Annotated in this window: 16 protein-coding genes and 1 tRNA gene; 9 read left to right on the top strand and 8 right to left on the bottom strand. The window is 56.1% G+C overall.

The genetic code is table 11. From position 1 onward, the window contains the following. Nucleotides 1-2: 2 nt before the first annotated feature. Nucleotides 3-827 carry a zinc ribbon domain-containing protein gene (locus tag DMP05_RS05520; RefSeq protein ID WP_161957482.1) on the bottom strand — a complete coding sequence of 275 codons (825 nt, stop codon included), beginning with the start codon at nucleotides 825-827 and terminating at the stop codon, nucleotides 3-5. A 183-nt stretch (nucleotides 828-1,010) separates the two neighbouring features. Here DMP05_RS05520 and DMP05_RS05515 point away from each other — a divergent pair, with 183 nt between their 5' ends. Next, nucleotides 1,011-1,613 carry a hypothetical protein gene (locus tag DMP05_RS05515; protein WP_123219525.1) on the top strand — a complete coding sequence of 201 codons (603 nt, stop codon included), beginning with the start codon at nucleotides 1,011-1,013 and terminating at the stop codon, nucleotides 1,611-1,613. 190 nt (nucleotides 1,614-1,803) lie between these two features. On the opposite strand, the gene DMP05_RS05510 is transcribed toward DMP05_RS05515, so the two are convergent. Further along, nucleotides 1,804-2,643, bottom strand: coding sequence for a hypothetical protein (locus DMP05_RS05510; RefSeq protein ID WP_123219524.1), 840 nt, complete (start codon nucleotides 2,641-2,643; stop codon nucleotides 1,804-1,806). Between the two features lie 114 nt (nucleotides 2,644-2,757). Between DMP05_RS05510 and DMP05_RS05505 the strand changes: the two genes are divergently transcribed. Continuing rightward, entirely contained in the window at nucleotides 2,758-3,009 is a 252-nt protein-coding gene (locus DMP05_RS05505) for a TIGR03905 family TSCPD domain-containing protein (RefSeq protein WP_114615330.1), read from the top strand. 134 nt (nucleotides 3,010-3,143) lie between these two features. Here DMP05_RS05505 and DMP05_RS05500 read toward each other — a convergent pair whose 3' ends face one another. From DMP05_RS05500 to DMP05_RS05490, 3 genes are read right to left on the bottom strand one after another with little or no spacing between them, the layout of a single operon-like run. Further along, a complete protein-coding gene (locus DMP05_RS05500) occupies nucleotides 3,144-3,905 on the bottom strand; it encodes an HAD family hydrolase (protein WP_244595063.1) in 762 nt (253 codons plus the stop codon). Between the two features lie 9 nt (nucleotides 3,906-3,914). Continuing rightward, nucleotides 3,915-4,607, bottom strand: coding sequence for an LrgB family protein (locus tag DMP05_RS05495; RefSeq protein ID WP_123219523.1), 693 nt, complete (start codon nucleotides 4,605-4,607; stop codon nucleotides 3,915-3,917). Between the two features lie 2 nt (nucleotides 4,608-4,609). Next, on the bottom strand, nucleotides 4,610-5,065 hold the full coding sequence (locus DMP05_RS05490) for a CidA/LrgA family protein (RefSeq protein WP_161957481.1): 456 nt from the start codon (nucleotides 5,063-5,065) through the stop codon (nucleotides 4,610-4,612). A gap of 439 nt (nucleotides 5,066-5,504) precedes the next feature. Between DMP05_RS05490 and DMP05_RS05485 the strand changes: the two genes are divergently transcribed. The 4 genes from DMP05_RS05485 (at nucleotide 5,505) to DMP05_RS05470 (ending at nucleotide 11,076) form a co-directional block, all read left to right on the top strand. Then, nucleotides 5,505-6,182 (top strand): NUDIX hydrolase, encoded by a 678-nt coding sequence (locus DMP05_RS05485; RefSeq protein ID WP_123219577.1) that lies wholly within the window; start codon nucleotides 5,505-5,507, stop codon nucleotides 6,180-6,182. Between the two features lie 339 nt (nucleotides 6,183-6,521). Beyond that, entirely contained in the window at nucleotides 6,522-7,547 is a 1,026-nt protein-coding gene (locus tag DMP05_RS05480; RefSeq protein ID WP_244595062.1) for a class I SAM-dependent methyltransferase, read from the top strand. A 157-nt stretch (nucleotides 7,548-7,704) separates the two neighbouring features. Further along, nucleotides 7,705-8,118: a PaaI family thioesterase gene (locus DMP05_RS05475; protein WP_114615333.1), complete on the top strand. Its 414-nt coding sequence runs from the start codon at nucleotides 7,705-7,707 to the stop codon at nucleotides 8,116-8,118. A gap of 1,146 nt (nucleotides 8,119-9,264) precedes the next feature. Continuing rightward, nucleotides 9,265-11,076: a GmrSD restriction endonuclease domain-containing protein gene (locus DMP05_RS05470; protein ID WP_123219520.1), complete on the top strand. Its 1,812-nt coding sequence runs from the start codon at nucleotides 9,265-9,267 to the stop codon at nucleotides 11,074-11,076. A 188-nt stretch (nucleotides 11,077-11,264) separates the two neighbouring features. On the opposite strand, the gene DMP05_RS05465 is transcribed toward DMP05_RS05470, so the two are convergent. Together DMP05_RS05465 and DMP05_RS05460 are read right to left on the bottom strand one after the other, a co-directional pair. Next, on the bottom strand, nucleotides 11,265-12,965 hold the full coding sequence (locus DMP05_RS05465; protein ID WP_123219519.1) for an ATP-binding protein: 1,701 nt from the start codon (nucleotides 12,963-12,965) through the stop codon (nucleotides 11,265-11,267). 373 nt (nucleotides 12,966-13,338) lie between these two features. Further along, nucleotides 13,339-14,193 carry a TIGR02452 family protein gene (locus tag DMP05_RS05460; protein WP_123219518.1) on the bottom strand — a complete coding sequence of 285 codons (855 nt, stop codon included), beginning with the start codon at nucleotides 14,191-14,193 and terminating at the stop codon, nucleotides 13,339-13,341. 601 nt (nucleotides 14,194-14,794) lie between these two features. Here DMP05_RS05460 and DMP05_RS05455 point away from each other — a divergent pair. The 3 genes from DMP05_RS05455 (at nucleotide 14,795) to DMP05_RS05445 (ending at nucleotide 24,012) form a co-directional block, all read left to right on the top strand. Further along, on the top strand, nucleotides 14,795-22,183 hold the full coding sequence (locus DMP05_RS05455) for a Spy0128 family protein (RefSeq protein WP_123219517.1): 7,389 nt from the start codon (nucleotides 14,795-14,797) through the stop codon (nucleotides 22,181-22,183). 262 nt (nucleotides 22,184-22,445) lie between these two features. Continuing rightward, nucleotides 22,446-22,523 (top strand) — tRNA-Met (locus DMP05_RS05450). A gap of 250 nt (nucleotides 22,524-22,773) precedes the next feature. Further along, a complete protein-coding gene (locus DMP05_RS05445) occupies nucleotides 22,774-24,012 on the top strand; it encodes an ATP-binding protein (RefSeq protein WP_244595061.1) in 1,239 nt (412 codons plus the stop codon). Nucleotides 24,013-24,157: 145 nt separating this feature from the next. Here DMP05_RS05445 and DMP05_RS05440 read toward each other — a convergent pair whose 3' ends face one another. Further along, nucleotides 24,158-24,874, bottom strand: a complete 717-nt coding sequence (locus DMP05_RS05440; RefSeq protein WP_123219515.1) for a hypothetical protein — start codon at nucleotides 24,872-24,874, stop codon at nucleotides 24,158-24,160. Between the last annotated feature and the right edge of the window lie 129 nt (nucleotides 24,875-25,003).

Below are 25,003 nucleotides of genomic sequence, written 5' to 3'. Positions count from 1 at the left end.
CGTTAATCAGGTAAAACGTCGAATGACATGCCGAATGCGGCGGCCGCTGCAAGCACTGCGATGATTGCAACGAAGGCGATAAGAAGGGCGCGTTTGCCAGCGCTCTTCTTTTTTTGGCCTTCGGCGTAATGGACCGACTCCGCAGAGGCGGGCTTGGTGCCATTAATGGGTGCGGGGGCGATGAACTCGGTAATGTCGGGGCTTTTCGCCTCAAAAGGCGTGGGGTCGCAGAATTGAGCGGGGTTGGCATCGGGATAGAGAGCTGCAAGCGCGGCGATTTCGTCAGATTTTTCCTGCTCGAGGGCTGCTTTTTCGGCGCCGAATCCGGGGAGTATCGTCGTTTTGTCCGACGGTGCGGCAAGGGGAATCACGGTCGTCTTGCTGGACGATGTGGCAAGGGGAATCACGGTTGTCTCGTTCGACGAGCTGTTCGGGGCGTCGAGCTCGGCCGAGTTCGAGTCCTGAGCTTCTTCAGCCTCGTCGTGATCGTCTTCGTCGGCGGATTCCGATATGCCGTGTGCTTGCTTGCTGGATTGGTTTTCCGCTGGTGTTTCGTCTGGGCCGCTTTCGTTGGTCGTCGCGAACGCGTCGTGGGCATCTTCGATGAGGCCGTCTTCAATGGCAAGCTCTGGTGTGTCGGGGTTTTTCTCGCTGGAGCTGGTTGTGGGGGCCTCTTGAATTTCGATGCCGAATCCTTCTTCGTCGATGCTTCCGCTGTTGGCGGCAACGATATTTTCTGCATTGTCGGCGGGTTCGGCTTTCTTTCCGCACATGAAGCAGAATCGTGCTTCATCGGGGAGTTTTGTGCCGCAATAAACGCAAAACATCGCATAACTCCTTCGCAATGAATTTTCTAGGCCCATGGGTCCTTTCGTGAATGAGCCCATTGTAGTGCGCTCGGCTTTCGCTCGCTGAAAAGTCGCGAAAAGCGCAGCGACGAAAAGAAAGCCCCCTGTTTCGTCGCAGTTGTCGTTGTGGGCCTATTCGCGCGTGATAAATAGGGCGAGCCTATGGATAAAGGCGAATTCGTCTCGCTTTGCGATTGGAAGGGCGCATTTGGTGCACGTGCTGCGACCTTCGACTATATTAAGGACATGTCGTTATGCGTCGCTGATGGGGCGGCGTTTTGGAATGGAGGAAGCATGCTGAGTGATTCCGAAAAAGCTCTCGCGGAAATGATGGCCGCGCAATTCATGGACAAGGGTGACGCTGCTGCCGTCGAACCCGCGGAGGGCACGGTGAAAATCACGTTCTTCGAAAAGGGCAACACCGTCGATAGCTCCATTGAGGGCATTGCTTCGCGCATGCAGTTCGATGGCTGTTTCGCGATTGACGAATATATGATTCAACGTAAAGACGGCACGCCGGTCGACGCTGGCTTTGGCGCCGACTTCAACGACGCGGGCGGTCCGGTGGCGTCGTGGGTATGGTTCTCGCGCCCCGTGAACGGTCCAGTGAGGGCGAAATTCGAAGAGCGTTTCAATGGCACGTTCGACGAAGAAGGCCTGCGCATGGACATTCCTACGGATGATTTCCTCGCCTTCGCCGATTCGGGGGCATGGAACGCATTCGCGGTGGAAGACGACGAAGACAATCAGGTTTTGTTCGAATAAACGCAGCCTTCTCGTTGAATAAGGCTTAAAAAGCCCGGGATGAAGATTCATTCCGGGCTTTTTGCGTTCGAGATGCAGCTCGATGGAGCGCATGACGAAATGCAGGTTTAGCGTTGGGGCGCGGCTTAATGCTGGCGCGGAGCTTTTGTATCTGCGACGCGGTTTGGCGCGGGCGCGCGTCCTTCGTAGCTTATTTTGCTTGCAACCGCTTTGTTTTGCGGCGTTTATGGATAAGGGCGCCCGCCAGCACGACAAACGCGGCGAAGCAGGCCAGCGCAGCAGCAGCTACGTAAGGGAACACGGCCCGATAACCGATTTTTCCTTCCTTGGGATTCGCGATAATCTGAAATGTCGCGTGCGTGTCGCCAGCGCAATTGCCGATGCCCTTCACCATGAGCGTCGCTGTGCCTTCGTTCACGTTTTCGGAATAAGACACTTCGTAATCGACGCCCTTTACAAGGGTACGCCCGTCGAGCTTCACGACGGGGTCGGGCTCAATGGGGTAGCTTGTGCGTACATGGTCGGGAATCATGTCGATGGTTGCGTTCGCCAAGTCGGCCGGAAGAATCACGAAACCCGTTTCCACGGTGCCCGTATAGTCGCCTGCGCCGGTGATGGTTACGTGCACGGTGCCGGGATCGACCAGGTCGCCATCGAATCGCACGTTGAAATCGACGCCCTCGCGAAGTGACGTCTCGGTTTTCTTGCCGTCTTTGACCGAGTCAATGCGCAGGGTGACCGTGGGTCGCTTTTCGGTGCCGTCATACATCATATCTTGCAGGCCCTGAACGCGGGCAGTGGCGATATCGGTCGCTTCGAGGGCTTCGAGGGTTTTTTTCGCCTGGTCGTACGTTGAAAGTGCGGGGCCAAGCTCTCCGCGTATAGAGTCGGCGGCGGCGGAGATGGCGTTGCGGGAAGTTGTGGCGTCATCGCCTTCGGCGTCGTCGGCGAAGGCCGCGGGGGTGAACATGGTGGTGCTCAACACGAGCGCGCATGCGGCACCGGTAAGGGCGCGGGCGGGTTGTGGCATGGTCACCTCCTTAGGAATTCTGCAAGTATTCAGTGCGATTGATTATAGCCTGCCTATGAGAGTTCATCATGGTAAGCTGTGCGGGTATCACGAGAAGTTCCAAGGGGGAATGGCATGCATACATTCAATACGCGCGGCACGTGCTCGCGCCAAATCAATTTCGACATCGTCGACGGCAATGTGCACAACGTGAGCTTCGTCGGCGGCTGCGACGGCAATCTGAAGGCTATCTCAAAGCTCATCGAGGGCAAGCCTGTCGACTGGGTCGTTTCTGTTCTTGAGGGCAACACCTGCGGTCGTCGCACTACGAGCTGCGCCGATCAGCTGACGCAGGCCTTGAAGGCTGCCGAAGCGGGCGAAATCTAATCGGAACGCATTCGCCGTTTCATCGAAGGAGGGGAGTGAGCACCGGGCTCGCTCCCCTCATTTCTTTTCCGTGCCTGTTAAACGCTACGAGTATTTAATAGGTTGCGAGGTGCGACGCGTGCCGCTTCCGAGAACTAGAGCGTTGAGAAGGCTGTGAAGTTTTTCAGGCGCACGTCGGCGAGGGCTTGGCATGCTTCGGCGTCGCTCGCGCTGGCCGGTTCGTCGATGAGCATCACGGGGAAGGCAGCCGCATGCGCCGTTTCGATGGCGTGCAGCGAATCTTCGAACACAAACGTGGTTTCGCGCGGGGTGCTAAGGTGCGAAAGCGCCAGCTCGAAAATGTCGGGCTCGGTTTTGCTTGCGCCCACTTCAGTGCAGGTGAACAGCGCCGAGAAATATCTAAGAATGTCGAGCCTTTCGAGGGCTGCAAGTGCGCAGTCGCGACGCGTGGCGGTTGCGACGCACATGGCAACGCCCGCTGCGCGCATCGCCTCAAGCATATCGATGACGCCTGGCTTGCATTGGATGCAATCTCGGTAGGCGAACTCAATGCCGCTCATTACGCCCGTGCATATTTCTTCAATCGACTGCTCCAGGCCGTAAGTTTCCTTCATGTAATGCGCCGATCCCTCCATGGTAAGGCGCTTGAAGTGGTAGCGAATGTTGGGTTCGGGCGTTTTGCCGAGTGAACGAAGATAACGCTCGCCCAAGTCGTCCCACCAAGGCATGGAATCGAGCAGGGTTCCGTCCAGATCGAAAATCGCGCCATGGACGCACTGTGGAGCGCTCGGCCACACGATGCCGTGCGCTGTTTCTATGGCAGTTTCTTCCACAAGTTGGTCTGCTGCCGCTGGCGTGTTCGCCCCAATGAAGTCAAGGGTGGGAATGCTGCCCAAGTTCGCTCCTTACATAATGGACGTAGCCGCAATAACAATAAAGCAGGTGAGCAGGCCCGATACCGCAATGGCCACGCCGCTCATGGCTCCTTCGAGTTTGCCCATTTCCAGGGCCTTCGCCGTGCCTACTGCGTGGCTGCACGTGCCAATGGCCACGCCCTGGGCTACTTTGTTCTTGATGTGGAACAAATTGGCCAGCATGGGCGAGAAGATGGCGCCCATAACGCCCGTGGTCATGACGGCCGCCATGGTGATAGACGCCGTTCCGCCCAGCTCTCCGGTCACGGCAAGCGCGATGGGGGCGGTGGTCGATTTCGGCAGTGTGGAAAGCGCCACTTGGTCGCCCAGGCCGAACAGCTCGCACAGTCCGTATGCGCTCACCATGGAAACGGTGGATCCTACCAAGCATCCTATGAAAATCGGCAGGAAATTGCTCTGTAGAATCTTGCGTTGTTGGTAAATGGAGAACGCCAACACAGCAGTGGCGGGGCCGAGCATGGACGAAATGAGCGTTGCTCCCTTTTCGTACGAATCGAGGGGGATGTTGAACACGGTAAGGCCGATCATGATGATGGCCACCGTGACGAGCAGGGGGTTGAGGAGTGGGGAATTCGTTTTGCGGTTAAGCCACACGGCGAACGCGAACACGCCAATGCTCAGCGCCAGGCTTCCGCCTGCTTCAAGAATTGATGCGAAATCCATGGCTATTCTCCTTCGGTCTCGGTTGTGAACACGCCACGCAGGTGGACGTCTTTGCCGGCACGTTTGCCTGCAATGTATCTCTGCAAGCGTCCAACAAGAATTACCGTGAGCGCCGTGGAGAGGAACACGAGCACGGTGGTGATGATGCACACGAGTGCGAACCAGCCGATGCGGTCGCCGATCATGGGGAGGCATCGCAGAATCGTGACGCCTGCGGGAATGAAGAACACGGGCATGTATTTCAGCAGGAAGCTTGATACGAGTTCGATTTTGCTCTCGTCGATCATGCCTGAGATAAGCAGCGAGAGCAGAATACCCATGCTGCAGATGTTCGCAGGAACCTCGACGGGCAAATGGACTGAAACCGCTTCGCCGATGTAGCAAACGCCGGCAAGGAAGGCCAGCTGAATGAAGAAAAGCGTAAGTCGCTTGCTGTGGAATTTGATGCGTTCTCGCATGGGTGAGTCATCTCCAGGCTTTCGGTAAAAGGGGTCGCCATCGTACACCCGCATGGAGCTGCTCTTGGAAATGTGAAAAAACGTCCATGGCACTTTAGCAGCATCTTCACGTTTTGCAAAGTAGCCTTCAAAAGTTGAATTTCATTTTTGACCTGCGCTTTGCGTGGGTTTTACGTTCGTGCGGCATGCTGATTCCAGCGAATTGGACTTTTCCCGCGCTCGTCGAAAGGGGTTTGATTCTTTCGCGAAACTCTCGCGGCGAGCATACGATAGGAGCTTTTGCGTTTGCGGAAAGGGGTCTGCTATGGGGCGCGATAGCCATTTTCGCGGCGGCGTTGCCGTCCTCTTCTGTTTTGCGCGCGTCGTCGCTATACAATGGTGCAGATTAAAAAACGCTGCAGTAAACGCTGCCGACCAAGTGGCATTCGAAGGAGCGATTATGGAAGAAGACGTGTGCACGGCAAGCTTCGATGAGGCGGCCGGATTGCCCGAATTGCTCGGCATCGAGCAGGTGAGCGATGGCTGGATTAAGAAATATATTCTGACGTATCGCTTGCCGAATGGGCGCGAGCTGAAATATGACGTGGTTTCGCGCAAGGGCCTTGAGGAATATCGCAGCGAAATCGAGACGCTGGGAACCGTTGCGCCCCAGGTTGATGCGGTGTGCATTGTGGGCCATACGGCGAACGATGAGTTCCTGCTCATTCGCGAATTCCGTTTCCCCATGAATCGCATGTGCGTGGCGTTTCCCGCTGGTTTGCGCGAGCCTGGCGAGGACATCGTGGAATGCGCGGCCCGCGAGCTGCGCGAAGAAACCGGCTTCGATTTGGTGCGCGACGAGTGCGGTCAGCCGGTGAGCGCGCGTGCATGCGTGCAGCCTGGTTTTTCGTCGCTTGGCATGGGCGACGAGAGCATCGCCATGGTATTTGCCGAGGTAGAACGTGTGGCCGAGCCGCGCAGCGAGTCGACCGAATTTATCGAGTCATTCCTTCTTCCGCGCGCTGAGGTGCCGGCGTTTCTGCGCGAGAATCGCGATCCGCTTTCTATTCGTTGTCAGTTGGTGCTCGAGATGGTGGCTCAGCCGCCGTTCGAATTCGGCGTGAAGGCGGGTGCGTAAGTGGCGCAAAACGAGCAGTTTCAAAACCCATCGCACGATAAACGTGGTGCGCGTGATGGCCAAGGCGGCCAAGAAGCGCGTCGCTCGAGCGCACGAGGCGATTTCCGGGGGCGAGATTCGCGCAAAAGCGGGCCAAGTGGTCGCGGTGCTTCGCGTGGCGATGGCGCGTCCCGTGGCAATGGGAGGCCCCGCGGTGAACGGGGATTTCGTGGCAATGGCCGACCCCATAACGATCGGGGGTCCCGTGGCGATGGCGCGTCCCGCGGCGCTCGCGGCGATGTTGAGCTGGCGGCCACGGAGCCCGCTTTCGAACCGTTGCCTGCGCAGTATCCCCTCATAGTGGGCAACATCGACGGCGGGCGCAAAGTCGAGGTGCTGTGTCGCGACAAGGGCGCCGATCAGTTCGCGGCGCGTCTTCGCAAAGTGGCGAAAGACCGCCGCAAGTGGGCGCGCGACAACGACATTTCGTGCTATCGCGTTTACGATGCCGACCTGCCCGATTTCGCCGTGGCTATCGACCGATATGATGGCGTATGGAAAAGCGAAGGCGAGAGTTGCCTGGTCATAGCCGAGTATCAGGCGCCGAAATCGATTGATGCAGCCAAAGCTGCCGCCCGTCTGAACGATGCGGTGGAAATCGCTTCGGCAACGCTCGGCATTCCTCGCGAGCGCGTGTTCTTGAAGACACGCCGTCGCGAAAAAGGCGGCGGGCAATATACCGACCAGCAAAAAGAGGGGCATGTGCTCTATACGCAGGAATCGGGCAACGTGTTCGAGTGCGATCTTGGTTCATATTTGGATACGGGCATTTTCCTCGATCACCGCGTGACGCGCGAAATGGTCGGAAGCATGGCCGAGGGCAAGTCGTTTTTGAACCTGTTCTCGTACACGGGTACCTGCACGGTTCATGCGGCGGTGGGCGGCGCAAAATCGACGCTTACGGTCGATTTATCGCAGACCTATTTGTCGTGGGCACATCGCAATATGGAATTGAACGGCTGCGATGGCCCCGAGCACGGCTTCGTGCGCGCCGATGTGTTGCAGTGGATTGAACGTGAGGCGCGCGGGTGGCGCCGCTTCGATTTGATTTTCGTGGACCCGCCTACGTTTTCGAATTCGAAGGCCATGGGCAAAAACACCTGGAGTGTACAGCGCGATCACGTGAAGCTGCTGACGAATGTGGTGCGCTTGCTCGAGCGCGACGGCGTAGCGGTGTTCAGCTGCAACCTGCGCAATTTCAAGCCTGATGTTGAAGCGCTTGCCGAGGCGGGCGTGGCAATTGAGGATATTACGCCGCAGACCATTCCGCACGATTTCGAGCGCAATGCCAAAATCCATTGCTGCTATTTAGTGCGCAAGGCCTAGGCGGAAGAAGGCGGACTGGCCTGCGCTCGACTTCTTTCCACAGATAACGGAAGTTGTTTATTGATGCAATGTGACGGTTGCACGAAAATGACGCCGATGAAGGCAGCTGACGTTGTTGGTGCGAACAATATTTTTTGCATGCGGAAGGGGAATCGGAATGGTTGACGAGAAACTGATCGAGAAGATGTGGTGCAACGTTCCTGAAGCGCCCGAGTTCCGAGAGAATATTGAGATTGTCGAGGTAAGCGAGCCTGGGTATGTGCACTTCACGATGGACATTCCCGAAAGCTTGGGCAATTATCGCGGCGGTATCCATGGCGGCACGGGCTATTTCATTGGAGAAATCGGCTGCGGGTTCGCGACGTATTCATTCGGTGTGAACAACGTGTGCAATTCCGCGAGCATCAATTTCTTCAAAGCGGTGCCGTGCTGCAAGGTCGACGTGACGACCGAGCCTTTGCACAAGGGCCGCTCGACCGCTGTGATTCGCGTGACCACGCGCGAGGCGGCGACGGGCAAGCTGCTGTTCCAGTCGACGCACAATATGTTCCTCATGGGGCCGATTGAATAAGCGCGCGAGGCAAATGGGCAGTGGCTGGTTTCGTGTGGGCGACGTTTGGGCGGGGCTTCTTCGATTGGGGCGTCTGGTTGCGTCTTGCAAGCCCGATTTTCGAGCGGTCAATCTTCGGCGCAGCCGTCCCCAATCGTTCGTTGGGTGCGGCGTTTTTGCGTTGGTTCGCGTGCTTTCGTGCGCAGGTTGTTAGCGTCGTCGTAGCTAGCGAAGGGCGAGTGGTGTTGAATGGGACGGCTCCGAGGAATAGGGACCGCCCCGCGTTTGGATGCCGAAATTCTTATTACGATTGACGAGCGAACGAGCGCTTTGCCCCGATTATGAAGAGCTAGCGATTGGCGAGTATTCTTGGAAATTCGGCTTTGCGTTAATTGCCGAGGCTGTATGCATTCCTTTTTAAGGCACCTAACATATTGCGGGGTGGAACAGCCTGGTCAACTCGTCGGGCTCATAATCCGGAGGCCGTAGGTTCAAATCTGATCCTCGCGACCAATAACACCAGGTCACAGGCTCAAGCTTGTGACCTTTTTCTTTGTCTGGACCCCAAGTGGTCCCAAAGTGGTCCCAAACCCCAAGAAGTACCAAACTTTCATGGTTCCAACACATGCTTGCGTGACAGCAGTTGCAGCTGTGGCAGGTATGTAGGGATGCCCCTGAATTACTTCGAGCGGTTCAAATCCCTCCTGTCTGTCGATACGCTAAAAGCTATGCAGCTTCTGGGATTTGATTACAAGAAGGCGATAGGCGACCCCTTGACTGAGGTATGTGCGGATGCAATCCGTGTGAATCTGGGCCAGAAAAAAAACGACTGCCAATCGCAATAACCAGAAAAAGCGTAACTAAGCTAAATAGCCGGTTTCCCAAGGCTTGGCTCAGCAGGCGCCTTCCTCGTTGTTGGGATTGGATTTGCCATCCAGAACTTGCAATGAGGGTAGTTGCGCCGGTCTTCGTGGGGGGCGTGAAGCGTTCCAATTTCATCGTGGCTTCGGCTGACGTTCTGATGGACATGGGTGTAAATCTGCAGCACGTCGTGCTTGGCATCCACGCGCTTCTCGTAGGGGGAGTTAACGGGATCCATCTCTGTGAAAACCGTATATAGGAAGTAAAATGGCTTCGTTCGTTTAGCTCAAGTTTCTAGGATTGCATATGAAAGATTGCTACAGCGTCACTACTTACTCAGTGCAAAGCATTCTCGGACTTATAGAATCCGGCGACATCGCGATTCCTGAAATCCAACGACCCTTCGTATGGGACAGCACCAAAGTTCGCGACTTGATCGACTCTCTTTACTATGGATATCCGACAGGCTATCTGATCACCTGGAAGAACCCTGATGTGAAAATCAAAGGCGGCGGCGTCGCAGAGGGCAAGACGGTGCTTATCGACGGTCAGCAGCGCGTGACTGCGCTCACCGCCGCGCTCGCGGGTAAAGCCGTGCTTAACGAAGATTACGAGTCGAAGCGCGTAAAGATAGCCTTCAACCCTCTTTACGAAGGCGAGGATACTCCCTTTGCCGTACTTACGCCGGTGATCGATAAGGATCCGCGCTGGATATCGGACATCGCCGAATTCTTCGCCCCCGATTTCGACTCCTGGACATTCGTCAACGGATACATCGAGGCGAATCCCGGCTGCGATCCCAAGGTCGTGAACTCGAGGATTACCGATCTTAAGGCGATAGCAACGCGTCAACTCGGCTGCATCGTCGTGGCTGCTGAATGCAGCATCGACGAGGTTACGGACATCTTTATCCGCATCAATTCTAGGGGCGCCGTTTTATCTCAAGCCGACTTCGCGATGTCTAAAATTGCCGCCGATGAGGCGCACGGAGGCAACATGCTGCGTAAGGCCATCGACTATTATTGCCATTTGGCCGTCAAACCTGAATTCTGGACCACCATCAGCCAGAACGACGCTGAGTTCATGAGATCTGAGTACGCAGACAAGTGCGAATGGCTCAAAGACGACAAGGATGACATTTACGACCCCGACTACAATGACGTCCTGCGCGTCGCGTTCATGCACATGTTCGGCCGGGGCAAACTCGCCGACCTGGTATCTCTTCTTTCTGGTCGTGATTTTGAGGCTCGTGATTTCAAGGGCGAGATAGCGGACGCCTCCTTCGCCAAACTGCACGACGGCGTGATTAAGTTCATGCGTAAAAGCAATTTCCAGGACTTTACCGCCGCTCTTCGCTCTGCGGGATTCGCGTCTTCGTCGATAATCGGATCCAAAGGGGCGGTTAATTTTGCTTACAACTTGTACCTTACCCTGCGAGAAGATGACTCTGTGCCTTCGACCGACGTTAAGCGCTGGGTGCAGCGTTGGTACGTGATGTCCATCCTTACGGGGCGCTATTCGGGCTCGTCGGAATCTATCATGGATCGCGACATGCGTCGTATATCCGAGCAGGGATTCATCCCGTTCTACAACGAGATCGTCGCATCGCAGCTTTCCGACAATTTCTGGGAAGTCGCCTTGCCTCAGAGTCTCGTTACGACCTCGGTGCGTACCGGCGCATGGATGGTCTATGTGGCCTCGCAGGTTCGATCAGCTGACAACACCCTGTTTACCAACGGGTTTAAGGTGGCCGGCGTCATCGGTAACGTTGGTGATATCCACCACATCTTCCCAAAGGCGTATTTGAAAAAAACGATCGACGCGCCGCAACGCCTCTATAATCAAATCGCAAACTACACCTACCTCGAAAAGCGCATCAACATAGCGATTGGCGAAATGCGTCCCGGCGAGTACTTTACTAAGGCACGCGAAGCCATTGCGGCAGAAGACAAGTATTTCGGCGACATCGCCACCGAGGCGGATCTTATTGCCAATCTCAAAGCGAATTGTATTCCGGAAGGAATATTCGATATGGGTGCGGCCGATTACGAGGGCTTCCTTGCTCAGCGCCGTATCCTTATGGCTAGAAAAATACGTGGCTACTACGAGAGCCTGTAGTTTCGATTGAATGGCAGAGGCTGTCACGCCGTCTGAACAGCTTCCTATTTCTCGTGTCCAAGGAATGGGAAGCTGTTCAGACTGGTGGGCGGGGTTTCTCCAGGCAACCGCGACCTCCTTTATGACCGTTACGTTACAGATCAAGCGCGCCGCCATGGTGCGTGTGCTACTGACCGACGGCTAAGCGATTACAGAGAAGCCTGCTTCCTCAGGTACTTCCTGCTTCGACTTGTTGACGATGCGGTTGGCACTGCGAACCCGGCTTCCACAAGCTTCTTGACGTGATAGCGGGTGCTGGGAACGGTCTTCCCGATCATCTCTGCGAGTTCTTGGATACTTAAAGCCTTGTCGGTTTGCAGTATAGAGAGCAGGACGTCTTCCACTTCCGGCGTTGGGTGCTGGCCGGTATCGTCAGCGAGCATCTTGTAAGTGTCTGCATATACATGGGAGACTATGCCTTCCCTCTCGAATCGGGAGGCAGTCTCGCGGATCTCGTCAGAGTCGATCATCAGGGTTCTATGGAGTTCCTGAACCGTTGACGTGCCCAATTTTTTCATGGTGAGAAGCAGGGACTGCTCGTGTTGCGATAGCTTCCGCTTGGTTACGCGACTGATCCATTCGCGGTTCACTGCTATCTCCGTTCCGCTCCTGCCGAGCCTTACCTTGAAGCTGTCGATATTTGCCTTGAAATCTGGTGCAGTGAGCGTCTTCGACTGCATTGCCCTGATCATGAAGGGTACGCCGCCTCCGCCGCCTTCGGCGGGCCTGCCAGTCCCTCCAGGCAGCTCGACTGCGGACATCAAGCGCATGAGCGCCGCATTCCTGCAAAGCGAGGTTCCGTCTGCTATGTTGTCGAGAGTCTTGCCGCCCCAGAGACCTCCGGGGTTCGTGATTTCTACCCTGTCTGGATAGATGTCGACTGTGACGGACTGGCCCTCATGGCGGGGTCCGTATTCTCGGTGGATGACTGCGTTTGCGATAGCCTCACGCAAGACCTCTTCGGGAATCTCCAGCTCGTCTTTTCTGCCAGCTCCCTCTATGACGGATATTCGCCTGAGGTTCTTTGCGGTTGCCGCAACGGCGTCCTCTATGATCTCTCCAAGCTCTCCTTCGCATACCGTTCTGTCTAGGTACCGGGGGCCTGTCGGAGTTGACTTCTCAATGTCGGGATGGACCATGACGTCGACGGCCAGCTTAGGGAAGAACTGCTGCGGGTAGTTGCCCGCAGCAAGGAGGCCGCCAAGTCTGATCTTGCCGTTTTGATCGGTTATGTTCAGCCGAGCCATCTGGACTTGCAGGGTCTTGGCTCCACGCAGCGCTTCGGGATGATTTATCTTCTCGTTTTCGATGATTTTTCTGATTGTTTCTTTGTTGAGGTCGTCGACGGATGCCTCCAGGACGATTTCCTTGTCCGCAGGTGATGGCACCAGTGCGTTCTGCAAAGCGAATATCTCTGTCGCCGAGAGCTTCATGTCCTTGTCGGCAACACGCTTGTAGCTACCGTTTTCCACTCCGCGACTCGTGATGAAGCAGGGCTTTTGCGCGAGGTCTACCTCGGCTACTCGGATGGCGAGGACCTGTCTTCCCTCGAAATCAACTCTCGAGAGGTTGTATTGGGGCGGATTAGTCAGCTTGCCGTCTCTCGGTTGCATGCCGGAGACAAACTGCTCGATTGACTTATCTATGTCAAATTTCGGGGGAATAGTGAAGCCGTTCTCTTGGTCCAGACCAAGGAGAATGAGACCGCCCGAGGTGTTGCCAAAAGCGCTCACGCTTTCCCACACGTCGTTGCTCAGTTTTGTTTCGCACTTCTTTGCCTCGATGTTTTCGTCATCGTTGTGCTGGATGCGCAGCCTTTCGACGACCTCCGTCAGCTCTTCCGGACTCATTGTGCTCCTTGCCTGACTGGCGCTTTCTGTTTCAATAAAATATTCTAGCACCTCACTAAAAGAATCTTCATATCACTCAATATTTTAGTGATAAATAGAATTTTTAACTGATATGTGAGGATGTGGTTTTTGACAGTTAGCGTTCAGAGCTCGAATCGCTTTTGCGTATTCAGCGCGGGGCCTTGGCTGTGCTCTCAAGAGGGACTATCTCCAATACTGAGAGTCCTCACTAAAAATCTCACTAAAAATTTGATTGAGGCTTTTAGTGACAAGCTAAACCACTTTAGTGAAGGAGATAGTCGTGTCGGAATGGTGGTGGGCTTTACGGTCCCAGCACACTGCCGATGGTGTCGGCGGCCCCATGGCATCGCTTTTAGCGAATGGTGATGCCTTCGGGCAAATCGATTGCGCGGAAGTCGAATTCGTCGTCTTCCTGTTCCTCGGCGGGCGCGACGACCTCCTCAACGACGGGCGCGGGTTGGCCGAACGCCTCGTCGAACGCATCAAAGCTTGCGCGCGGCACGGCGAACACGATGGTTTTGATGACGCCAGGGTGAGCTGCAATCCATTGCTGGAAAAGCTCGATGACTTGGGCGGGTTGGAAGCCTTGGCGTCCGCATGCGTAGGCGTTCACGATGAGCGTTTCGATTTCGTTGGCAGCCGCGATGTTGAGCATGGTTTCGATGCGGGCCGCCAGGCAATCGAGGCATTCGCGTTCGGAGCGATGGTTTTCCAGGGCGCGCTCGCGGTTGGGCTCGGGCACGGCGATGACGCTCGCCTCGCGAATCTCGCCTTCACGAATGAAAACGACGTTCGGCAAGTACATCGCGCGGCTCGTGAGCAGCATGCCGCACATGTAGCTGCGGTTTTGGTCGTGGTAGGTCGATTTCATACCGCACAGAACAGGGTAGAGGTTGCTTTCCGAGCACAAGATTTGCTCGGGGCCGAAGGAGCCGTCCTCGTAGGCACCGCCGGGGCGCGTGTAAGAAACGGGGTCGACGATGGCGGTTTTGCCTTGTGCACGGCGAAGCGCGGTGGTGGTGAAATCGGTGGTCACCTGGGTTTCGGTTGCCTCGGCGGTGGGCTCGGGCAACTCGAGCGCGAGCGCGTCGCCGTCTTCGTAGACAACAGCGGCATCGATGGTCGCCTGGGTTTCTTTGGCGAATGCGCCTTTCATAAGGGCCAAATGCTTGCTGGCTTCAGCGCGGCGCTCATCGCGAGTGGGCATGATTTCCTCCCTTGGTCGGAATTTCGATTTCGCCGTCGATTGTAGTTGAATGCGCGCCGCACAACAACGCAGCCCAGCCGCATGTCGCGCAATTGCAATGTTGGGAGTCAATAGCTTCTAAAAAGCTCCTACATTGAAATAGAAGCAAGCTTTTCAAACGAATGTTAGTAACTAAGAGATATATAAGTATATAAAAGTTTCTCATATAGAAGCGACCAGTCGCGCCTCTGGAATCTGGCGGGCGTAACGCTCCCGCAGCGCGATGGCGACAGGGCGCTGTGGGCTAAGCGTGCGTTCCAAACGCAAAAGCTGACTTCTCTACTCCTACCTGCGTTTTCTTCAAGGGGTTCGTAAATACGGCCCTCTTTTTGTGTGTCGCGTCGCACATGCGAACCTTCCGGCGCCAGGGCTTTCTTTGTAGGAAATGAAAGTAGGTCGCTGCCTATTTTTTGGCCATTTTTGTTGCGAAATGGCACTTCCGCAGAAACAAAAGGGATCGAATAATCGAGGTAATTATCTTTGGGCGAAAGGAGCCGTACATGAAAGTAGGAAGGGTCAAGCAATGGGCGCATAAGGCGGGAAGCATGAAGGAGGCCACACCATGAAGCGATTGAAAATGGCGATTGCGGCGCTGCTCGCATTCGCACTGCTTCCCTTGATTGGGAGCACGGCTTTGGCCGACGAATCGAGCGCGTCGTCGCGCGATCAGCAGATTCGCGCGGCAGCAAACATTGAGACGATCGCCGACGCATCGACGATGGGCGATTGGTCCGGCGTCGTCGAAAATACGACTCAAAATATCGGTCGTATTTGGACCGATAAAACGGTATCGACTAACGATATTGACATTTCAGGCGCCATGAGCGCTACGGTTTCTAAGGGCGATTCCGATTTCATCACGGCGCTTTCGGTGCTTTCTTCGACGTCGAACATTGCGTCGACGTCGACCACGCCGCTCGACATCGTGCTTGTGCTCGACGCATCGGGATCCATGGACGACGACATGACCGGCGGAAAACGCATCGACGCGCTGAAGAATGCCGCAAACGCGTTTATCGACGAGATTGCAACGCAAAATGCGAGCATTTCCGACGCATCGAAGCAGCATCAGGTTTCTATCGTGAAGTTCGCCGGCGAGAAGTCAAATAAGGTTGGCAACGACACGTATCGCGAGGGTAGGTACACATACAACTACAGCCAGGTCATGAAAAACATGACGGCGTGCAGCGAAACGACGAAGAGCTCGTTTAAAGACACCATCAATGCCATTAAACCGGCGGGTGCCACGAACGCGGCTGCCGGTATGGAGCTTGCTCAGGGCCAAACCTCCAACCGAGCCGATGCTAAAAAGATTGTTATTTTCTTTACCGATGGTACGCCGACGACTCAAAGTGAATTCTCGAATGGGGTTGCCTCTGACGCCATTTCCGCCGCGAAAGCCATGAAAGACGCGGGCGCCTCGGTGTATACCATCGGCATTTTTGATGGCGCAAATCCGAGTGCCAATGTGAATGCCTCGGGAACCTCCAACGAAAACAAGTTCATGCAGGCGGCTTCGAGCAACTACCCTGCAGCTGCCTATACCTATACACAATACTGGTTGAGTGGCGAGTGGAAGTGGAGCTTCGGCAATCGCGCTGAAGGCTCCGACTTCTATAAGTCTGCTTCGAGCGCGAGCGAGCTCTCGAAAATCTTTGAAGACATCTCTAAGGAAATCGTGAAGGGCGCGGGCTATCCCACCGACGCTCGCGAGGGCTTTGAGATGAGCGATGGCTACATCACGTTCGACGACTCGCTGGGCTCGTACATGCAGGTTGACGCATTCAAAGCGATCGTGGTGAATAACCATGTGTTTAGCGACGTGACGAAAGCCACGACCGATACCGCCGACACCTACACATTTGCAGGCACGACCGAACTGAACGGCAAAACTGCGAGCCTGGGCAATATCGTGATCACCGTGACGAAATCGAGTGACGTGGCCACGGGCGATAAGGTTCAGGTGAAGGTTCCCGCGGGCCTTATTCCGCTGCGCAACTTCAATGTGAACGAAACTGCGGGCACTATGACGGTAAGCGATACGTATCCGCTGCGCGTTTTCTTCACGTCGAGCATTAAACCCGATGCGCTTGCGCTTGTCGCGAACCCCGACGAAGCCATGGCGAAATATATCGAGGCCAACACCGAAAACGGCAAGGTGAATTTCTACGCGAACGCGTTCACCCCGGGTGCCGCGTTGGGCGATACCGTTTCGCACTTCAATCCTTCTAAGGGCAATGCGTATTACTACTTCACGAGCGATACGCCCATTTATTCTGATGAAGCGTGCACACGGCCTGCGACTCGCGGCGCGATCGAGGCGGGTGGAACGCATTACTATCAGAATCATTTCTTTGCGATGGGCGAAGGCGGCGCTGCCGTTTCTCAAACGGAAGTCGTGAGCTTCCCATCTGGCACGGCCGAGCAATTTTCGGGAGCTCTTGCGTACGACGCCAGCGGCAATGCCTATTTCAAGGCTGGCACGGCACGTTTGACGTATATCGATGAACTCGCGAAGTCGAAGGCGGAAAATATCACCGGCACGGCGACTGACGTGCTGAATCCGAAGTGGAACAGCGAGACGTCGACCTCGGCCGCGACGACGGTTATTCCGCATTTGGGCAACAACGGCAAGCTGTCGGTTGAAATTCCGGGAACGCTGGCGGTTTCGAAGACGCTCGATATGCCCGAGGGTTTCGATGCGGCCGCTTATTCCGACAAGTCATTTGATTTCGAGCTCACGGTAGAGGCTGCGGCGGGTAAAACGCTGCATGCCGAAGTGAAGAACGCCGCGGGAGACGTGTGCGGCGACCCGTTTGAGCTGACGTTTGACGAGAATGGAAAGGCAACGCATTCGATCAAGGCCGATGAAACGCTGTACGTGTATGGCGTTGCTCCGAATGCCGCCTATTCGGTCGAGGAGTTGCTGAATGTATCTGCCGACGATGGCTCGCTGACGCATGCGAACCCTGGTTTCTTGCAGTCGTCTCCGACTGATGCCGAAGGCAAGGCGATTGCCGCGACGGGCGCGGTTGTAGCGGGCGAGGTTGCGAAGGCCGAGTTCGTGAACACGTATGCTGCGCAGGGCACGTTGGAGGGCTCAACTGCGCTTGCGGGCGCGAAGACCCTCAACGGCCGCGCTTGGCTGCCCAGCGATAAATTCACATTCCTGCTGAAAGACGCTCATACGTCCGTGGTCGCTCCGATGCCCGAAGGTGCAAGCGATGGCGTGGCACGTCTTGAGGTAACGCAGCCCGAAGGCACGCCCGCGGGCACGCAGGTTGGTTTCCACTTCGGCGACATCGTGTACACGCAGCCGGGCACGTATATCTACCAGATTTACGAATCGGAAGAAGACAGCACCGTTAATCCGGGCGTTTCCATGTCGCAAGCTTTGTACGAGGTAAAGGTCGTTGTCGCCGATAAACATGACGGCACGCTTTCGGTTGAATCTGCCATGACGAAGCTTGCGGGTGACGACGGCATTGAATTCGAAACGCCCGAGGCCGCCGAACTTGCTGCGTTTGTGAACGCCTTCAGCGACAAGAGCGTGACCTGGAATCCGAGCGGCACGAAAACGTGGAACGACGCAACGGGGCAGCGTGCGCTTGAGTCGGGCATGTTCTTCGTGATGGCGAAAACGACTGACGCTTCGGCTCCGTTGCCCGAGGGGGATGGCGTCGAGGTCGTGACGGGCAAAACCGCCGCCGGCGTTGACTACCGCGGTGTGGTGTCGACGGTTTCTGCGGGTGGAATCATCGAGTTCCCCCAGGCGGCATTCAGCCTGAGCGACTTGGGTGGCGCGCAAAGCAAGACGTATGTCTACGGAATTACTGAAGTGGTGAAGGTCGGCAATGCGTGGGTCGATGCGAAAGACTTGGCTGCTGGCCAAGGTTTGCCTGGTGTGACGTATGACCCCACAGCGTGGCAGGCGATTGTCACGGTTGAAAGCGTGGGTGAGGGAGCCGATGCCCATATCGAGCTGAGCGTCGCGTATGCCAAGCAGGGTGCCGCGACCGATGCGGAAGCTGTTCCGACCGACGCGAAGGCGTTTGCATTCGAAAACAGCTACAGTCCCGAACCTGCTGCGGCCGCAATTTCTGGCACAAAGGTGTTCCAGGGCCGTGCGATGACCGAAGCTGAGAGCTTCGGGTTCGGCCTGGCGCCGGCTAACAAAGCCGCGACCGACGCGTTCGGCGCCGATTTTGCGAAGCGGGCAACGGTAAGCGGCTTGGCGAACGGCGGGTCGAAGGGTTTCGACTTCGGTGAGCTGTCGTTTAACAAGCCTGGCACGTACACGTTCAAAATGGTCGAGAACGCTTACTGCGGCGAGGCGCTGAATTCCGAAGCTGCGCAGGCGAGCCATATCGCGTTTGATACCCATGAGTGCCTGGTGACGGTCAAGGTGACCGACGACCATTCGGGCACTTTGCAGGCCGAGGTTTCTTACGACGGTGGGGCGACTTTTACCAACGTGTATTCCGAGGAAAAGACGTACGGTAGCTTTGGTGGCCTTGCGGTGGAGAAGACGCTTGGGGGTCGCACGATGCATGCGGGCGAATTCGCCTTCAGCATCGAAGGAGCCGATGATGCCTCGAAGGCGCTGCTCAAGCGCATTGACGAAGACTGCAGTGGCGTGCTCCAGTTCAGCAACCCGAACGATCGCGCCGCAGGCGTGGCCGACGTCATGAAGCCGATTGACGGTATCGCGTTTACGCAGGCCGACGTGGGCAAGACGTTTGAATTCGTCGTGAGCGAAATTGTTCCTGGCGACGGTGACAAACTCGCTGGCGTGACCTACGACGAAGCGACCCATAAGGTTGAGATTGCCGTAAGCCTGAAGGACGGCATGAACCTTGACGTGGCGACGTATGTCGACGGCGAGCTGGTCGAAAGCGGCGTTCCTACGGTGGCTTTTGCGAATGCCTACAAACCAGCTAATGTGGACTTTGCGACAACGAACTTCGGCTTGAACAAGGTTCTCGAGGGCCGCGATTGGATCGAAAGCGATAGCTTCTCGTTTGAGATTCAGGCTGAGACCGAAGGCGCTCCCATGCCTTCCGGCGGCGCGACTGCGACTGTTCAGTCGACGAGCGGCAAAGATGGCGAGGCGGTGGCGTTTGATTTTGGCAACATCACGTTCACGGCGAGCGATATGCTCGTTGATGGCGGTGCTGTCACGAGCAAGACGTTCGTCTACACCGTGAGTGAAACCGTGCCCGACCCTGTGAAGGTTGGCATCCAGTACAGCACGAATGTCGCGAAGGTCTACGTGACGGTGACCGACGACGGCGAGGGCCACCTGGTTGCTACGTCCTCGACCGAGAACGGCAAGTTCGTGAACAAGTACGAAACGAGCCTCGACTACACGGCTGCTGGCGGACTGACGCTGACGAAGACCTTGAACGGCCGCGACATGGCTCAGGGCCAGTTCCAGATTCAGGTTGTGCCTAACGACGAGGCGTCGGCTGCAGTGCTTGGTCTGCCTGTGAGCGGTAAGGTGTTCGACATGCCTGCCGCCTTGGACGGCAATGCGGCAAGTGCCCTGGTATGCAGCGATGTGGAATTCACGCAGCTCGACGCGGGCAAAACGTTCACGTATGCCGTTCGCGAGCTTGGCGACGCGGGCAACGGATACACCTTCGATACGGCTGTTCGTACGGTGACGATTTCCGTGAGCGATGATCCCGCTACGGCAACGCTTACAGCGACCACGACGGTTTCCGGCGGTCCCGATGCTGCGACGTATACCTACAAGACGGGCAATAGCCCAGCGGCTGTTGCGGCCAAAGTGGCGTTCACGAACGGCTATTCCGCTTCGGGAAGCGTTGACGTGAATGCGACGAAAACCTTGAGCGGCCGCGCGTTGATTGAAGGCGAGTTCGCCTTTGGCGTTCAGTATGCCAACGGTGAAGCGGCGGGTAGCGATGTGCTTACGGCAACGAATGCGGCCGACGGCACGGTTGCGTTCGGCGCGCTGAATTTCGACACACCGAAACTGAACGAGCTGTTCGCGAAGGGTTCTGCCACGAAGGCGACGAGCGACAATGGTGACGTGACCTGGATTATTCCGTGCATTGCGTACGAGAAGACCGATGGGCTCTCCGATTGTGGCATTACCGCAACGACTCAGTCGATTCCGTTCACCATTAAGGCTGTCGATGGCGGTTCTGGCGCGCTTGCTGTGACTATCGAGGCTGGCGATAAGGGGCTGGCTTTCGAGAACGCGTACGGAACGGGCGATGCGTCGGTGAGCGTGACGGGCGTGAAGCATTTGAGCCACGCCGAAGGCTTGACCCCGAACGATATCACGGGCAAATTCACGTTCACCATTACGGCGAATGAAGAGGGCGCTCCCATGCCTTCCGGCGGCGCGACTGCGACGAATGCCGCTGATGGAAGCATCGATTTCGGCAAAATCGTGTTTACGCTCGATGCTCTGAACAAGGCGCTGGGCACCACGCAGCAAGGAGCGGCTCTTGACACTGGTGCGGCAAGCATTCAGTCTGCAGCTCCTGCCGCGAATGATGTCGTGGCTGCGGGCACGACCGCAGGCGTCGAGGTTGCGGGCGATTCCGCAACGCCTGCGCAGGCGGCGACGGGCGATGGTCTTGCTGACAATGCTGTCGATGGTGCGGCGAATGCCGACGGTTCTGGTCAGAGTGCGGTTCCTGTGAGTGACGATGCAGTTGGACTTGCTGCGGCGAGCGGCGCTGAGCCTGCAGCGGTTGACACCGCTTCCAGCACAAGCGATGCGGCTCCGAGCGGCAATGCCGACAACCAGGCGACAGCTCCTGCGGCTTCTGTCAACGCTGTAGCGGCTGCCAATGCGGCAACCGATAATGCGGCGGCGAGCGTTCAGAGTGCTGCTCCCGCGGCGCAAACTGCCACGGTTCGCTCCCATGTGTTCACCTATACGATTACCGAAACTGGCAGCGCACCTGGCGTCACCAACGATACCAGCGTGAAAACGGTGAACTTCAAGGTGACCGATAACGGTAAGGGCGAGCTGACGGTTGAACGCGTCGGCGACGAGACCAAGCCGATGTTCGAGTTCACCAATGCGTACAGCGTTACCCCCGTTGATTCGAGGGTAACCGACCAGATTCCGGTCTCGAAGTCGCTCGTGGGGCGCGAGCTGGTCGAGGGCGAGTTCCTTTTCGAGCTTGTTGAAAACGGTCAGGTTGTGGCGCGGGGCACGAATGACGCTGCGGGCAACGTGGACATGAACGCAGTTATGTATACGACGGCTGGCGAACACGATTACGTTCTGCGCGAGGTGGGCGCTGGCACGACGCATAATGGTGTGACGTTCGACGGCAAATCGATTGCGATTCACACGAGGGTGGTCGATAACGGCGAAGGTAGCTTGGTGGTTGAGCATGCACTCACCACGGATGATGCCAATGCTGCGTTTGTGAATACGTATGCGCACGGCACGACGAGTGTGGTGCTTGGCGCAACGAAGGTGCTGAGTGGCAAGGCTTTGGCCGATGGCCAGTTCGCCTTTGCGTTGACTGCGGAAGACGGCACAGTTTATCAGGCGAAGAACGATGCTGCGGGATCGGTTGCGTTCCCTGCGCTGACGTTTGCGGAACCTGGCACCTACGTGTATACGATTTCCGAGGTGAATGACAAGCAGGCGAATGTGACCTACGATACCGCGACGTATAACGTTGTCGTGAACGTGGTCGACGATGGTCAGGGGAATTTGGTCGCGACGGTGGCTTACGACGGTGGCGCGGCCCCGACGTTCAAGAATTCCTATACTGAGCCGCCTGCTCCTACGCCCACGCCGGGCGGTGGCGCAACGACGCCGAAGAATCCGGTTGTGAAGCTGTTCTCGAAGACGGCCGACGATGCTGGATTGATGCTTGGCGCGGCTGCGGTTGCGGCTGGGCTGGCGCTGGTGGTTTGCGGCGCGGCTGCTTGCTGGCGTCGTCGCAGCTAGCGAAGGACGAGCGGTAGTGAATGGAACGGCCCCGAGGAATCGGGGCCGTTCTGCGTTTAGATGCCGAAGTTCTTATTGCTTGCAAGGGACGAGCGATCATTCCGCGTTTGGGTGACGAAATTCTTATTATGATTGAGAAGCAACTGCCTATCTGGCCTCGATTGTGAAGAACTGGTGATTGGCGGGTATTCTCGGAAATTCGGTCTTGCATTAAACGCTGAGGCTGGTAATATATTTTCTTGCCTTAAGGCACCTAACATATTGCGGGGTGGAGCAGTCTGGTCAGCTCGTCGGGCTCATAACCCGAAGGTCATCGGTTCAAATCCGGTCCCCGCGACCAAAAGTTTCAGCAGGTCAGAACGGTAAAAGTTCTGTCCTGCTTTTTTGTTTTCGGCTCTCGAATTCGCCCTGGGGAAGAATTTGAGAAGAATGCGTTCCCGTTGCGCAGGCGCGTTCCAGCTGTGTGCGTGATGTGTGGCACGATGGGGATGGCCGCGCGCCTGCCTTCCCATGGGAGGGCAGGCCAAACGGCAAGTCGTAACCGACCTGATTGAAGTTACTCATTGTACTGAGTAAAAATACTCAGTACAATGAGTAAAAATACTCAGTACGACAAGAATGCGGGTTCTGGAATGTTTGAGCGGCATTATGTGAAAACCATCGTCGATAGAATCTCCGAAACGAACAATCCGCTTATGCAGGTTGTCGTTGGGCCTCGTCAAACAGGCAAGAGCACAATGCTCGGTCAAGCTTTGGCGAAAATCGACACGGAGCAGTTTTTCATAAGCGCAGACGATGCCATCGTTCCGAGCGAGGAATGGCTTCAGGTCGAATGGCAACAGGCTCGAAACGCCACGCGGTTGGGGTCGCGTCCTGTGGTGCTTGTCGTTGACGAGATTCAAAAGGTGCCCCATTGGTCGCTCGTCGTTAAGTCTCTCTACGATGCCGATCGGCGAAACGACACGCCGGTTCGGGTTGTTCTAAGTGGTTCGTCATCGCTTCTGCTGCACAAGGGATTGGAAGATTCCCTCATGGGGCGCTTTGAGCTTATTCATTCTCCGCATTGGAGTTATCTGGAATGCTCCCAGGCGTTCGGCTTCTCGTTTGACGATTATCTCTATTACGGTGGCTACCCTGGCGCATCGCGATTTGCGAGCGATGATGCTCGCTGGATTTCGTATATTCGTGAAGCGATTATTCAGCCGACGATTTCGCAAGACGTTTTGGCCCTTGAAGATATTCGCAAGCCGGCGCTCATGAGGGCGCTTTTCCGGCTCGGCGCAACGTATTCAGCGCAAGAACTCTCGTATACCAAGATGCTTGGACAACTGCAAGATGCGGGCAACACGGTGACGGTTGCGCATTATCTCGATTTGCTTGATAAAGCGGGAATGCTTTGCGGCATTCAGAAATACGATGCCAAAGAGGTGAGGCGCAGAAAATCGTCGCCACGTTTCATGGTATACGACACCTCGCTTATGACGGCATCGTCGGGAATTGAGAAATCGAGATATTTGGGTGAACCCGATTTGCGCGGCCATTTGGTCGAATCGGCGGTTGGCGCACGGCTTCTCGCGCGGGCGTCCGAAGAGGGTCTGAGCGTGTATTGGTGGCGTGAGGGGACGAAAGAGGTTGACTTCGTCGTTTCGAAGGGCTTTGATTCGCTTTCGGCTATTGAAGTGAAAAGCGGCAAAGAAAAGGGTCAGAGCGGGATGGCCGATTTCCTGTCTGCCCATCCGAGTGCGAAGCGAATCGTTGTTGGCGGCGCGGCGTCTGGCGCATGCGGCGTCGAGGAATTCCTCAAAGATGAGGTGGAATTGTTCTATTAGCCTGTCGTTTTGTCGTTGCTTGCTGCGCCGAAACCGGGTCGTTTATCAAAAAGGCCGATTCCGAATTTCCGGAATCGGCCTTTGCTGTTGCTGAACGTTGGTGCTATGCAGGTCACATTTGTATTTGAACGGTCACGGCGTCTCGTTATTTCAAAGTTACCATTTCGAACATGGGCAGGGCATCTTCCCAGGTAAGATTGCTGTTGGCATAGATGCTGACCGTTGTGCCGTTCGATGCTTCGGCATACAAGTACGTGGCGCCATGCGTAGCGACGAAGCGCGTCCACGTTACGCCATTGATTTCGACTTCGTCAATCTCGCCGCCACCCATGTTGTTCTGGGCGAGCTTGGCTTCGCCCATCGGGTCTTTGGAGGCGGTGTACACGTCGACGTGCCCATCATCTACGGCATCGAGGCTGAATTCGGCATCGCTGTGCTTCTCGTCCATTTCGGTAAGCGTCCAGCCATCGGCGGCCTTCGCGCTATAGGTTTCGAAATCGACGCCGCCAAGGGCCTTGATTTCGTCGGCCTTTTCCTTAACTGCCTTGTATTCGTCGGTCTCGCATCCCGTGGTATCGAAGTGCATCACGCTGGGGTTGGTGCCGCCCGATACGTCATTCTCGAATTCGACGGTAATGGGTCCATAATAGTTGTTGTCAACGACCCAGAAATACACCCACTCAATGCTTTCGCCAGGTGCGATGGTCGGGTTGCCCTCTGTTTGGGCGTCTTTGCAAAGCTCCGCCGGCGGGGTTTCGATTTCTTCGACATACGCGGTGAATGTATTGAAGATGCTATCGCCCGGTTCAAGGTTGCCGGGAGCAGCGTTCGTGGTGAAGCTAAAGCGGTCAGGTACCGTCAATAATCTTTCGCAAATTCGCTGATGCCTAGGTGAGACCATCGGCATTCTCGCCCTACGCTTTGCCCTCCTCGTCTTCGAGCAGCGATACATCTAGGTAGCGCCTGCGGCCCCATTCGTTTTCGACTATGT

Origin of the sequence: Slackia isoflavoniconvertens, assembly GCF_003725955.1 — a bacterium.
Lineage (GTDB): Bacteria > Actinomycetota > Coriobacteriia > Coriobacteriales > Eggerthellaceae > Slackia > Slackia isoflavoniconvertens.
This window is presented reverse-complemented; position numbering and strand designations above follow the sequence as displayed.

Excerpts from the sequence above, each read along its gene's own strand:
- DMP05_RS05520 (WP_161957482.1), bottom strand. The coding sequence starts at position 827 with ATGTTTTGCGTTTATTGCGGCACAAAACTCCCCGATGAAGCACGATTC.
- DMP05_RS05515 (WP_123219525.1), top strand. The coding sequence starts at position 1,011 with ATGGATAAAGGCGAATTCGTCTCGCTTTGCGATTGGAAGGGCGCATTT.
- DMP05_RS05510 (WP_123219524.1), bottom strand. The coding sequence starts at position 2,643 with ATGCCACAACCCGCCCGCGCCCTTACCGGTGCCGCATGCGCGCTCGTG.
- DMP05_RS05505 (WP_114615330.1), top strand. The coding sequence starts at position 2,758 with ATGCATACATTCAATACGCGCGGCACGTGCTCGCGCCAAATCAATTTC.
- DMP05_RS05495 (WP_123219523.1), bottom strand. The coding sequence starts at position 4,607 with ATGGATTTCGCATCAATTCTTGAAGCAGGCGGAAGCCTGGCGCTGAGC.
- DMP05_RS05490 (WP_161957481.1), bottom strand. The coding sequence starts at position 5,065 with ATGCGAGAACGCATCAAATTCCACAGCAAGCGACTTACGCTTTTCTTC.
- DMP05_RS05485 (WP_123219577.1), top strand. The coding sequence starts at position 5,505 with ATGGAAGAAGACGTGTGCACGGCAAGCTTCGATGAGGCGGCCGGATTG.
- DMP05_RS05475 (WP_114615333.1), top strand. The coding sequence starts at position 7,705 with ATGGTTGACGAGAAACTGATCGAGAAGATGTGGTGCAACGTTCCTGAA.
- DMP05_RS05470 (WP_123219520.1), top strand. The coding sequence starts at position 9,265 with ATGAAAGATTGCTACAGCGTCACTACTTACTCAGTGCAAAGCATTCTC.
- DMP05_RS05465 (WP_123219519.1), bottom strand. The coding sequence starts at position 12,965 with ATGAGTCCGGAAGAGCTGACGGAGGTCGTCGAAAGGCTGCGCATCCAG.
- DMP05_RS05460 (WP_123219518.1), bottom strand. The coding sequence starts at position 14,193 with ATGCCCACTCGCGATGAGCGCCGCGCTGAAGCCAGCAAGCATTTGGCC.
- DMP05_RS05455 (WP_123219517.1), top strand. The coding sequence starts at position 14,795 with ATGAAGCGATTGAAAATGGCGATTGCGGCGCTGCTCGCATTCGCACTG.
- DMP05_RS05445 (WP_244595061.1), top strand. The coding sequence starts at position 22,774 with ATGAGTAAAAATACTCAGTACGACAAGAATGCGGGTTCTGGAATGTTT.